Origin of the sequence: Arthrobacter crystallopoietes BAB-32, from assembly GCF_000328305.2 — a bacterium.
GTDB classification, from domain to species: Bacteria; Actinomycetota; Actinomycetes; order Actinomycetales; family Micrococcaceae; genus Crystallibacter; species Crystallibacter crystallopoietes_A.
Genome location: NZ_ANPE02000125.1, coordinates 1 through 13101, shown reverse-complemented (window position 1 = coordinate 13101; position 13101 = coordinate 1). Strand labels below are relative to the sequence as shown.

Genomic DNA, 13101 nt, shown 5'->3' with positions numbered 1-13101 from the left:
CCTCCGGATGCGGAGCCGATCCGGCTTTGGATGAGCTATTCTCCTGATCCACGCTTCCTCCTTTCTCGGCTCGTCTATAAACGGGCTGGACAAGGTTCATGCTATTTCTAAGTATGCTTATAAAAAAGGGGGACCGGCAGAAAGGATCGATATGAGGACGCCCACGGCACGAGGACCTTTTAGCGCGGCCCTGCTCCAGGCCCTGGCCGTTCCACCGGAGGAGCAACTGGCGGATACGTTTCCGGAGCTGTATCCGGCGGCACTGCCGGATACAGGCGGCTTCCTCCAGGACGACGACGTCCAGTTGGCTTTGTTCTGCCTCTATGAACTGCACTACAGCGGGCTGGACGGCGTCCACGACGGTTGGGAATGGCACCCGGAGCTGATCCGGCTGCGGTCCGCCCTCGAGGGCCGCTTCGAAGCAGCGCTGCGCCAACTGGCAGAGGTGCCGCCGCTGCCGGAGCCTGACCCGGAGGCCGTCGCGTCGGCCCTGTTCGCCCTGACTGCGGACGACGGCGGTCCCAGCCTTTCGAAGTATGTCGCCAAGCAGGCCACGGGGGAGCAGCTGCGCGAGTTCCTGATCCTGCGGTCGGTGTACCAGCTCAAGGAGGCCGATCCGCACAGCTGGGCCATCCCGCGGCTGTCCGGCCGGGCCAAAGCTGCCCTCGTGGAGATCCAGGCGGACGAATACGGCGGCGGCCGGCCGGAGCGCATGCATTCGGCGCTGTTTGCCCGCAGCATGCGCGGCCTGGGCCTGGACGATTCCTACGGGGCCTACATCGATTCGGTCCCGGCCGTGACCTTGTCCGCGGTGAACATGATGTCCCTGTTCGGGCTGAACCGCAGGCTGCGCGGCGCCATCGTGGGGCACCTGGCCGCGTACGAGATGACGTCATCGATCCCCAACAAGTTCTACAGCCGCGGTTTCCGCCGCCTCGGCTACGGCGAGGATGTGTGCGGCTACTTCGACGAACATGTCGAGGCTGATGCCGTGCACGAGCAGATCGCCGGCCGGGACATGGCCGGAGCGCTCGCTGCCGCGGAACCTGCGCTGCTGGGCGACATCTTCTTCGGCGCCGCCGCTGCGCTGGCTGTGGACGCCCTCGCCGGAGCCCGCCAGCTGGAGGCTTGGCAGGCCGGCCGTTCCGCGCTCGCCGCCACCGCAGCGGCGCCCGCCTGATGCTGGAGGATGCCGCACCCCCGCGGCCGGACATGGAGGATGGCCTGCTGCTGGCAGAGGCGGAGTACATCCTGCCGCTGCGCTGGGCCGCCGACGATGGCCTGGCGGAGCTGACCCAGTACCTGCGCAAGCTCGCCGGTTGGATCCGGGTCACGGTGGTGGACGGCTCGCCGCCGGAGCTCTTTGCCGCGCACGGGCGGGCCTGGCAGGGACTGGTCCGGCAGCTGCCGCCGAATCCGGCGAACGGCCGCAACGGCAAGGCGGCCGGGGTCATGACCGGTGTGCAGGCAAGCAGCGCGGAATTCCTGGTGCTGGCCGACGACGATGTCCGCTACACCCTGCCGGCGTTGTCCCGGCTGGTCGGGCTGCTCGGGGAAGCGGATCTGGTGCGCCCGCAGAATTTCTTCCTCCGCTGGCCGTGGCATGCGCGGTGGGATACCGCGAGATCCCTGCTGAACCGGGCATTCGGCTCCGATTACCCCGGCACCCTCGCGGTCCGGAAGAGCGTGCTGGACGCGACCGGCGGCTACGACGGCAACGTCCTCTTCGAGAACCTCGAATTGATTCGCACGGTTGAGGCGGCCGGTGGCCGGCAGGTGCGGGCTGATGATCTCTATGTCGGCAGGATCCCGCCCGCCACGGGGCATTTCCGGGGCCAACGGGTCCGTCAGGCCTACGACAGCCTGGCCCAGCCGGGCAGGCTTGCCGTCGAGCTGTCCCTGCTGCCTGTCTTCGCCTGGGCTGCACGCAGGCCCTCGCGCTGGGTTCCGCTGCTGCTGGCAGCCATGGGAGCGGCCGAGGCCGGGCGGCGGCGCCACCGGGGAGCGGCCGTCTTTCCGGCAACCTCGGCACTTTGGGCACCCTGCTGGCTGCTGGAGCGCGCTGCCTGCAGCTGGCTCGCCGTGGGCCAGCGGCTCGCGGGCGGCGTGAACTACGCCGGCCGGCGGATGCCCCGCGCCGGGACCTCGTTCCGCCGGCTCCGGCGCCGGTACCGCGCCCTCAGGCTCAGTGCTTCAACGACGAGGAGGCCAACCATGGCAACATCGGAAACCAACAAGCCTGCGGCAGGCACGGTAGTCGCCTGCCCCAACGGACCCCTGCTGCTGCGGGGCGACGTGGAGATCCTGACCGAAACCGGCGAACCCGTACCGCGCAGCCGCAAGACAGTGGCGCTGTGCCGCTGCGGGGCATCCTCGATCAAGCCCTACTGCGACGGCACCCACAAGCTCATCGGGTTCACCACCGGAACTGCCTCTGGTGCCGCAGCACCGTCCCGCGAGGAGGCCTGAGCCGACCTCAGGCGTTGGTGACCAGGCCGAGTTCGGACTTCGATGCCAGCGACGGGTGGTACGGCAGGACGCGGACGGTGTAGCCGAAGGACCCGGAGCGGTCGATCTGCACCTCGCCGGAGAACAGGTAGCGTCCGTCGCCCAGATCCTCCTTGAGGATGAGCTGGTCGAAGGACGTCTCCAGCAGCTCGTCGCCTTCGGAGACCTTGCCATGGGCGACTTCCACGCACACGTCCTCCGGTGACAGCAGCCCCAGACGGATGAAAGCGCTCACGCGGACGAGGTCGCCGATCTGCGGAACGTCCTGCATGCCGAGCGAGTCCACGTGTTCGACGGCGACATCCCGCCATGCGTGGTGCACGCGCGTTGACCACGCGGCGAGGTTCCGGGCCGCGGCGAAGCGGTTGGCCCGGATTTCCCGGCCAGAGGAGCACGCCGGCGTGTAGAGCCCCCGGACGTAGTCCTCCAGCATGCGCTCGGCCGACACCGCCGGCCCCAGGTTTGCCAGGGTGTGGCGGATCATCGCGATCCACTGGTGCGGCAGGCGGTCATCGGAGGCCAGCGGCTCGGAAGGACCGGCGGCGCCGGCGCCTTCGGGAGCTTCGTGGGCGTAGAAGCGCGGGGCCACGTGGTTTTCCAGCAGGTCGTAGAGGGCGGCGGCTTCGATATCGTCGCGCTCGTCGACGCTGAACAGCGCGTCGGCCCCGGTAGCTGTCGACGGGTTGGCCGTAGGTATCGCCCAGCCATTGTCGCCGTCGTACATTTCATCCCACCACCCGTCCAGCACGGACAGATTGAGCCCCCCATTGATCGCGGCCTTCATGCCGGAGGTTCCGCACGCCTCCAGCGGACGGAGCGGGTTGTTCAGCCAGACGTCGCAGCCCGGGAACAGCGTGCGGGCCATGGCAATGTCATAGTTCGGCAGGAAGACGATGCGGTGCCGGATCTCCGGGTCGTCAGTGAAGCGGACGAGGTCCTGGATCATCCGCTTGCCCTGCTCATCGGCCGGATGGGACTTGCCGGCGATCACCAGCTGGATCGGACGCTCGGGGTGGAGCAGCAGGGCCTTGAGCCGGGCGGGGTCGCGCAGCATCAGGGTCAGGCGCTTGTACGTGGGGACACGGCGGGCGAAGCCGATGGTCAGGACATCCGGATCAAGCACGTCGTCGGTCCAGGCCAGCTCGGCATCGGTGGCGCCGCGCTTCTTCCACGACGAGCGCAGCCGCCGCCGGACATCCTCGATCAGGTTGCCGCGCAGCTCGCGCCGCAGCGTCCAGATCTCGGCGTCGGAGACATCGTAGACCCGGTCCCAGTGGCGCTCCCGGATGCTGCCGCTGCCGAACTTGTCCCTGGCCAGCTCGGCGATCCGCGGATCCACCCAGGTCGGCACGTGCACGCCGTTGGTGACCGAGCTGATCGGCACCTCGTCCGTATCGAACCCCGGCCACAGCCCGGCGAACATGCCGCGCGAAACCACGCCGTGCAGCTTGGCGACGCCGTTGGCCCGCTGCGCCAGCCGCAGGCCCATGACCGCCATGTTGAACTTGATCGGGTCGCCGCCGCTGTAGTTTTCCTCGCCCAGGGCCAGGATCTTGTCGGTGGGGACATTCGGCGCGAGGCCGGCGCGGAAGAAGTGCGCCACCTGCAGCTTTTCGAAGCGGTCGATGCCGGCCGGAACCGGCGTATGCGTGGTGAAGACGGTGTTGGCCCGCCCCGCAGCGAGGGCCTCCTCCCAGCTGAGCCCTTCGTCCATGAGTTCGCGGATCCGCTCGATGCCGAGGAAGCCGGCATGGCCTTCGTTGGTGTGGAAGACCTCCGGCGCCTCGCAGCCGGTCAGCCGCTGGAAGATGCGCAGCGCCTTGACGCCGCCCATGCCCAGCAGCAGCTCCTGCTGCAGCCGATGGTCGCCGCCGCCGCCGTAGAGCCGGTCCGTGATGTGCCGGGCCGCGTCGTCGTTGCCGGCCACGTTCGAATCGAGCAGCAGCAGGGGGACCCGGCCGACATCGGCCCGCCAGATGTTGGCCAGCAGCACGCGGTCGTTGGGCAGCGGCAGCTCCACTTGGGCCGGGGTGCCGTCCGGCTCGCGCAACAGAGTCAGCGGGAGTCCGTCCGGGTCCAGCAGGGGGTAGGTCTCCTGCTGCCAGCCGTCACGGCTCAGCGACTGCTTGAAGTAGCCGGCGGCATACAGCAGGCCCACACCGATCAACGGCACACCCAGGTCGGAGGCGGCCTTCAGATGGTCGCCTGCGAGGATGCCGAGACCGCCGGAGTACTGCGGCAGCACCGAGGCGATGCCGTACTCGGGAGAGAAGTAGGCGATGGACTTCGGAGCCTCGGCGCCCAGCCCCTGGTACCAGCGGGCACCGGTCAGGTAGCGGTCCAGGTCCTCGCTGACCTCGCGCACGCGGGCAACGAGATCCTTGTCGGCTGCCAATTCGTGCAGCTGCTCGCGGTTGAAGGACCCGAGCAGTGCGACCGGGTCGTGGCTGCGGCGCCACTGCTTCGGGTCGAGCCGCTCGAAGAGCTGCTGGGTGGGCTGATGCCAGGACCAGCGCAAATTGCCGGCAAGGCGCGCCAGCGGCGCGATGGGCTCGGGAAGAACAGTGCGGACGGTAAACCTGCGGATGGCCTTCACCCGGCCTAGGCTAGCGCAGATCAAGGCGGGGGATGGTTTCGAATACGTAAACGCTGTGCGAACGGCGCCGATTTTGTTCCGGCTTGCGTCTTGGCCTTAGCAAACGGCACCTTTTGTCGCTAACGTCTTGCCTGTGAGCACATTCACTGAGGATCAGCGTCCGGCACCATCCCAGTCCCGCCTGCGTTTTGGCAGGATTCCGATCACCAACCCCGCCCCCGTCATCGAATGCGGCCGCTTCCCGGCCAAGGCCGTCGAGCGGGAAGACATCCCCGTGGCGGCCACGGTCTTCCGCGAGGGCCACGATCGGATCGGCGTGACGGCCGTGCTTTACGACCCTGACTCCAACGAGGTCCAGCGCCGGCAGTTGGAGCCTCCGGCTCCCGGCCTGGACCGCTGGCATGGTGTCCTTCGCCCCTCCGCGCCGGGCCGGTGGAGCTTCGCGTTCGAAGGCTGGGCGGACCTGTACGCCACCTGGCACCACAACGCAGAGGTCAAGATCGCTGCGGGCGTGGACGTGGACCTGATGCTGGCCGAAGGAGTCCACTTGTTCCAGGAGGCGGCGGCCGAGTCCGGCCGTCCGGGGGACAACGCCGAGGTGCTGCGCCAGGCCGCGGGCGTCCTGGCCGACAGCGGCCGCTCCGTGGAGGAACGGCTCGCGGCAGGCGGCTCCGCCGAGGTACTGGCCGCCGTTCGCAGCTATCCCATCCGCAGCCTGGTCACGTCGTCGGAAAAGTATCCCTTGCTGGTGGAGCGCGAGCGCGCCGGCCGCGGCGCCTGGTACGAATTCTTCCCCCGCTCCGAGGGTGCCTTCCTCGACCACGGAAGCAACACCTGGACCTCCGGGAACTTTACGACGGCGGCGCGACGGCTCCCAGCGGTCGCAGCATGGGGTTCGACGTCATCTACCTGCCCCCGATCCACCCCATCGGCTTCACTAACCGCAAGGGTCCGAACAACACCCTCCATGCCGGTCCGGGCGACCCCGGTTCGCCGTGGGCCATCGGTGCAGCCTCGGGCGGCCATGATGCGATCCATCCGGACCTGGGCACCTTCGACGATTTCGACGCCTTTGTCGCCGCCGCCGCGGAGAACGGCCTGGAAGTAGCGCTGGACCTGGCCCTGCAGGCCTCGCCCGACCACCCTTGGGCGACCGACCACCCCGAGTGGTTCACCACGCGGCTTGACGGCACCATCGCCTACGCCGAGAACCCGCCGAAGAAATACCAGGACATCTACCCGCTGAACTTCGACAATGACCCGGACGGCCTGTCCGAGGAAGTGCTGCGCATTGTCCGGCTCTGGATCAGCCATGGTGTGAAGATCTTCCGGGTGGACAACCCGCATACCAAGCCGGTCTGGTTCTGGGAATGGCTGATCGCGGAAGTGAACCGGACCGATCCCGACGTCATCTTCCTGGCCGAAGCGTTCACCCGGCCCGCCATGATGCACGCCCTCGGCAGGGCCGGCTTCCAGCAGTCCTACACCTACTTCACCTGGCGCAACACCAAGCGCGAAATCGAAGAGTACTTCACCGAAGTCAGTCACGAAAGCGCCGACTTCTTCCGGCCGAACTTTTTCGTGAACACCCCGGACATCCTCACCGAGTACCTGCAGTACGGCGGACCCGCGGCCTTCAAGATCCGCGCCGTCCTGGCCGCGACCGGCAGCCCGCTCTGGGGCGTCTACGCCGGCTATGAACTCTACGAGCACGTGGCACGCCCGGGGGCAGAGGAGTACATCGACAACGAAAAGTACGAATACAAGGCACGGGATTTCGCGGCTGCTGAGGCCCAAGGCCGGTCCCTGGCGCCGTACCTGACCCGGCTCAACCACATCCGGCGGGCCCATCCGTCACTCGGCGAGCTGCGGAACCTCACGGTGCATCGCAGCACGGACGACGCGACCGTGGTCTACTCCAAGCACAAGGAAGACCTGCCGGACGGAGGCAAGGACACGATTATCGTCGTCGTCAATGTCGATCCGCACAGCGCCCGCGAATCCACTGTCAGCCTCGACCTGGCGGCACTGGGGCTGGACCCGGAGGACCTGGAGGAGGACGGCACCTTCTGGGTGGATGACCTGGTCAGCGGTGAAAGCTGGCGCTGGAGCGAACACAACTACGTCCGCCTGGACGCCTACTACGAGCCGGCGCACATCCTGCACATCCGGAGGGGCCGCTAGTGGCGAACCCGTTCCAACTGCACGCACCCGGCCTTGCCCACGACCCGCACTGGTACCGCAAAGCGGTCTTCTACGAAGTGCTGGTCCGGGGCTTTGCCGATGCGAACGGGGACGGATCCGGCGATTTCTCCGGCCTGATCGACAAACTGGACTATCTGCAGTGGCTGGGCGTCGACTGCCTGTGGGTTCCGCCGTTTTTCAAGTCGCCCCTGCGCGACGGCGGCTACGACATTGCGGATTACTACGATGTGCTGGACGAGTTCGGCACGATCAGCGACTTCAAGCGCCTGGTCGCCGAGGCCCACGCCCGCGGCGTGCGCGTGATCATCGACCTGCCGCTGAACCACACCTCGGACCAGCACCACTGGTTCGAGGCCTCGCGCCGCGAACCGGACGGCCCGTTCGGAGACTTCTACGTCTGGAGCGACACGGACGAGAAGTACGCGGACGCGCGCATCATCTTCGTGGACACGGAGGAGTCGAACTGGACGTTCGACCCGATCCGCCGCCAGTTCTTCTGGCACCGCTTCTTCAGCCACCAACCGGACCTGAACTACGAGAACCCCAAGGTGATCGAGGCCGTTTTCGACGTAGTCCGTTTCTGGCTCGACCAGGGTATTGACGGCTTCCGCGCGGACGCCATTCCGTACCTGTTCGAAGAGGACGGGACGAACTGCGAAAACCTCCCGGCCACCCACAGGTTCCTGCAGGACCTGCGGGCCATGGTGGACTCCGAATACCCCGGCCGCGTCATCATCGCCGAAGCGAACCAGATGCCCGGCGAGGTCGTGGAGTATTTCGGCGAACACAAGGACGACGGCGAGTTCGTGCCGGAGTGCCACATGTGCTTCCACTTCCCGATCATGCCCCGGCTGTTCTATGCGCTGCGCGACCAGAAGGCCGCGCCGATCATCCGCACGATGGAGGAGACGCCGGACATTCCGGCCGGTGCCCAATGGGGCACGTTCCTGCGCAACCATGACGAGCTGACCCTCGAAATGGTGACCAACGAAGAGCGCGAGGCCATGCTGGGCTGGTACGCGCCGGATTCCCGGATGCGCGCGAACATCGGGATTCGCCGCCGGCTCGCGCCGCTGCTGGACAACTCGCGGGCCGAGCTGGAACTCATCCACGCGCTGCTGCTGTCGCTGCCCGGCAGCCCGTTCCTCTACTACGGGGACGAAATCGGCATGGGTGACAACATCTGGCTTGAAGACCGGGATTCTTCCCGCACGCCAATGCAGTGGAACCCGGACCGCAATGCCGGCTTTTCCACGGCCGACCCGGGCAAGCTCTATCTGCCGGTTGTCCAATCCCTCGTCTACAACTACAACTACGTCAACGTCGAGGCCCAGCTGGCGCACAGCAGCTCACTGCTTCACTGGGTCCGGCAGATGCTCGCGGTACGCAAGTCGCATCCGGCGTTCGGCCTCGGCAATTACCGCAATGTCCCGACCGAATCCGAATCCGTGCTGGCCTTCCTGCGCGAAATCCCGCCCGACGATCCCTCCAACGTGCAGGCTGAGGCCCTGCTGTGCATCTTCAACCTCTCCCAGCACCCGGTGGCAGCACCGCTGCGGCTGCCGGAGTTCGCCGGACGCGGACTGCGCGACCTGTTCGGCGGGCTGCCGTTCCCGGTGCTCGACGACGCCGGCCAGGTCACGCTGACCCTGGGAAGCCATGATTTTTTCTGGCTGCGCATCCGCTCAGCCCGCTCCAACCCGGCATCGCCGGTGACCGAAGCCATACCCGTGATCACTCCGGTGAGCACCCGAACCGAGGTGGAATCCCCGTGAAGACTCCCGTGCTGACACTGCCCGAACTGCTGCGCGACTGGCTGCCCGGCCAGCGCTGGTTCCCGGCCAAAGGCAAGGACATCTCGCTCCAGCGCCTGGGCGGCATCCGGCTGCAGGACCCGACCGGCGAGGCCGGCCTGGAAGTGCACATCGCTGCCGTCGAGACCGAGGAAGATTCCTTCGTGGTCAACGTGCCGGTCAGCTTCCGCACCGCACCCCTGGAAGGCGGGGAAGACGCGCTGATCGGCCAGCTGGGGCCGGACACCGAACACGTCGAGGACCGCTGGGTCTACGACGGAACCCATGATCCGCTGTTCGTGGCCGCTTGGCTGGAGCTGATGCGCAGCGAATCGGAGACCTCCGACGGCCGGACCCGCGGCCACGCCGGCGCCGGTTTCACCAGCCGCGAGCCCTTCAAGGCGCCGCTCGATGCCTCGGTGCTGCCCGGCGAACAGTCCAACACGTCAGTCGTCGTCAAGCGGAACGACGAGGCGTTCATTGTGAAATTCTTCCGCGTTCTCGACGCCGGACCGAACCCGGACGTGGAGATCGGCGCCGTGCTCAGCGAGGCCGGTTCCCGCGAAGTGCCGGCCACCTACGGGTGGGTCACCGGCGGCTGGCTCACTCCCGGGCAGGACCTGGAAGCCGGAACGGACGAACTGTGGGACTCCGGCCACCTGAGCGTGCTGCGGGAATTCATCACCGGCAGCGAGGACGCCTGGCGCAGTGCCTCGGCCGCAGCCGTGGCAGACGCCGATTTCACGCGCGAGGCCTCCGAACTCGGACGGGCGACGGGACGCATCCACCGCCAATTGCGGGACAGCTTCGGCAGCCACCAGCCCACGGACGAGGAGTTCGCTGCCCTCATCGGCGACCTGCAGGAACGCATCCGGTGGGGCTGGGCGCAGGCCGCCACCGCCGTCGGCCCGTTCGACGATACCGTCGAAGAGCTGCTGGCCCGGCTCGCAGGGCTCGACGAGCGGCCCGAGGTGCAGCGCATCCACGCGGACTACCACCTGGGCCAGGTGCTGCACTCGCAGGAGCGCGGCTGGGTCGTGCTGGACTTCGAGGGCGAGCCGCTGCGCCCGCTCAGCAGCCGCGGCGCCGATGACCTCGTGCTGCGCGACGTGGTCGGAATGCTGCGCTCCTTCGACTATGCCGCCGGAGTGGCCATCACCTCGGCCGGGGACGGAAGTTCGACGGAAACCGAAGCCGCGGCGGAACGCTGGGCCGCGGCCTCTGCGGACGCCTTCACCAGCGGTTATGAGAGCGAAACCGGCACCCGCGTGGACACCGAGTCGCCGCTGTTCCTGGGCCTGTGGCTGGACAAGGCGCTGTACGAAGTCGTCTACGAACAGCGCAACCGCCCGCAGTGGGTCAACGTCCCGGCCAAGGCAGTGCGGCACGCACTCGAGCAGCTCCGTGGCGGAGGACGTCCCGCCGGCGAGCCCCAGCCGGCACAGGAACCTGCCGCGGCAGCCCTGCCGCTGGCGGAAACCTCCACCCTGGCCGGCGCCCCGGTGCCGGTCGAATCCCACATTCTTGCCGCCGTCGCACACGGAAGCTACTACCAGCCGCACGCCGTGCTCGGCGCCCACCTGGATGACCACGGCAACGTCACCGTCCGCACGCTGCGGCCGCTGGCCGACTCGGTCACGCTGGTTACCCCGGCCTCGCGGGTGCCGATGTCGCACGAGCAGGACGGCATCTGGGTGGCCACCTTGCCCGCCGAGCGCCCCGGCCATGTGCCGGACTACCGGCTCCAGGTGGCGTACGACGGCGGTGTTCCCCACATTGTGGACGACCCGTACCACTACCTGCCCACCGTGGGGGAAATCGACCTGCACCTGATCGGCGAAGGCCGGCACGAGACGCTCTGGACGGTGCTGGGTGCCCACGTGCGGCACTACACGTCCACCCTGGGCGCAGTGACCGGCACCAGCTTTGCGGTTTGGGCTCCCAACGCGCAGGCGGTACGGGTCAAGGGTGACTTCAACGGCTGGAACGGCGCCCTCCACGGCATGCGCTCGATGGGCGGCTCCGGGGTCTGGGAGCTGTTCATTCCCGGTGTCGCCTCCGGCGCCATCTACAAATTCGAGATGCTGGGCAGGGACGGGCACTGGCATGAGAAGGCGGACCCGCTGGCCCGCTGGACCGAGGTGCCCCCGCTGACCGGGTCACGCGTGGTCGATTCGCGCTACAACTTCACCGACGCGGAATGGATGGCCCGCCGCGCCGCCAAGGACCCGCACAACTCGCCCATGAGTGTCTACGAAGTCCACCTCGGTTCCTGGCGGCTCGGCCTGGACTACCGCGACCTGGCCGAAGAGCTGGTCGAATATGTGCGCTGGCACGGCTTCACCCACGTGGAATTCATGCCCGTCGCCGAGCACCCGTTCGGTGGCTCCTGGGGCTACCAGGTCACGTCGTACTACGCGCCGACCTCCCGGTTCGGCCACCCCGACGACTTCAAGTACCTGGTGGACAAGCTGCATGCGGCCGGCATCGGCGTCATCCTCGACTGGGTTCCGGCGCACTTTCCCAAGGACAGCTGGGCACTGGCCCGCTTCGACGGCGAGCCGCTCTACGAACATGCGGATCCCCGGCTCGGCGAGCACCCGGACTGGGGCACGCTCATCTTCGATTTCGGCCGCACCGAAGTACGGAACTTCCTCGTCGCGAACGCGCTGTACTGGCTCGAGGAGTTCCATATCGACGGGCTGCGCGTGGATGCCGTCGCCTCGATGCTCTACCGCGACTACTCGCGCAAGGAAGGCGAATGGTTCCCCAACGTCCACGGCGGCCGGGAGAACCTCGAAGCGATCTCTTTCCTGCAGGAAGTCAACGCGACGGCGTACAAGCGCGTGCCGGGCATCGTCACCATTGCGGAAGAATCCACCGCGTTCGACGGCGTGACCCGGCCAACCAGCGCCGGCGGACTTGGTTTCGGCCTGAAGTGGAACATGGGCTGGATGCACGACACGCTCGAGTACATTTCCGAAGATCCGATGTACCGCGTCTACCACCACAACAAGGCGACATTCTCGATGGTCTACGCCTACACGGAGAACTTCCTGCTGCCCATCAGCCACGACGAAGTCGTGCACGGCAAGGGCTCCATGCTCCGGAAGATGCCGGGCGACCGGTGGCAGCAGCTGGCAAACCTCAGGGCCTACCTGGCCTTCCAGTGGGCCCATCCCGGAAAGCAGCTGATTTTCATGGGCACCGAGTTCGGCCAGGAATCCGAATGGTCCGAGCAGCACGGGCTGGACTGGTGGCTCGCGGAGAACGTACCGCACAAGGGGCTGCAGAGCCTGGTCCGCCGGCTGAACACCCTTTACCGGGAAACCCCGGCCCTGTACGAACGAGACAATGAACCCGCAGGCTTCCAATGGATCGACGAGAACGACGGCACCCGCAACACGCTTTCGTTCATCCGGTGGGACACTCACGGGAATCCGCTGGTTTGCATCGTCAACTTCGCCGGCCACCCGCACGAGGGATTCCGCCTCGGCTTGCCTTGGGCCGGCAGCTGGAGCGAAGTCCTGAATACGGACTCAGAGGAGTACGGCGGCTCGGGTGTGGGCAATGCGGGCACGGTGGAAGGCGTCGAAGGGGCGTGGAACGGCTACCCGGCGTCGGCCGTGGTCAACGTTCCGCCTCTGGGAGCGCTCTATCTCAAGCCGGCCGCCCGCGGCTGAGCCCCAGGAGCTGAGACGGTCCGGCTGCCTGACTAGGCACTTTAGCGAGGCAGTCGGGCTGCCGCACCGGGAATTTACATTCCCGTAACGTAGGGGTATAGTGGTTTTTCGCGCTGGAAGATACGAAGACAGCTCAGATCCCCCATGTGGCAACTGCCGGACCTGCAACGGTCTACGGGATCGGGTCGATTTGACAGAGTCGGACGGCGCGGGTAAGTTGGAAAAGTTGCTCCGGAGCGATGGAGGGCCTGGTTGAGGGCCTGACGGGTGCCGGGTGCTCCTGTTGTTTGAGAACTCAATAGTGTGCCAAGTTTGT

General features: G+C 67.1%; 5 protein-coding genes and 1 pseudogene. 5 read left to right on the top strand and 1 reads right to left on the bottom strand.

All coding sequences use genetic code 11. The features are described 5' to 3' along the window. Positions 1-151: 151 nt before the first annotated feature. Together D477_RS10340 and D477_RS23870 are read left to right on the top strand one after the other, a co-directional pair. A complete protein-coding gene (locus D477_RS10340) occupies positions 152-1180 on the top strand; it encodes an iron-containing redox enzyme family protein (protein WP_005268980.1) in 1029 nt (342 codons plus the stop codon). Continuing rightward, complete coding sequence (locus tag D477_RS23870; protein ID WP_052510740.1) at positions 1180-2469, top strand: CDGSH iron-sulfur domain-containing protein; 1290 nt, start codon at positions 1180-1182, stop codon at positions 2467-2469. The genes D477_RS10340 and D477_RS23870 overlap by 1 nt, the downstream gene beginning before the upstream one ends. Positions 2470-2476: 7 nt before the next feature. Here D477_RS23870 and glgP read toward each other — a convergent pair whose 3' ends face one another. Continuing rightward, entirely contained in the window at positions 2477-5104 is a 2628-nt protein-coding gene (gene glgP, locus D477_RS10330) for an alpha-glucan family phosphorylase (RefSeq protein ID WP_005268978.1), read from the bottom strand. A 133-nt stretch (positions 5105-5237) separates the two neighbouring features. On the opposite strand from glgP, the pseudogene D477_RS10325 reads away from it, so the two are divergent. From D477_RS10325 to glgB, 3 genes and pseudogenes are all read left to right on the top strand, one after another. After that, positions 5238-7288 (top strand): annotated as a pseudogene (locus D477_RS10325) (alpha-1,4-glucan--maltose-1-phosphate maltosyltransferase). Further along, on the top strand, positions 7288-9084 hold the full coding sequence (treS, locus tag D477_RS10320) for a maltose alpha-D-glucosyltransferase (RefSeq protein WP_005268977.1): 1797 nt from the start codon (positions 7288-7290) through the stop codon (positions 9082-9084). Before D477_RS10325 ends, treS begins: the two are co-directional and overlap by 1 nt. Beyond that, positions 9081-12785: a 1,4-alpha-glucan branching protein GlgB gene (gene glgB, locus D477_RS10315; protein WP_005268976.1), complete on the top strand. Its 3705-nt coding sequence runs from the start codon at positions 9081-9083 to the stop codon at positions 12783-12785. Before treS ends, glgB begins: the two co-directional genes overlap by 4 nt. Positions 12786-13101: the final 316 nt, after the last annotated feature.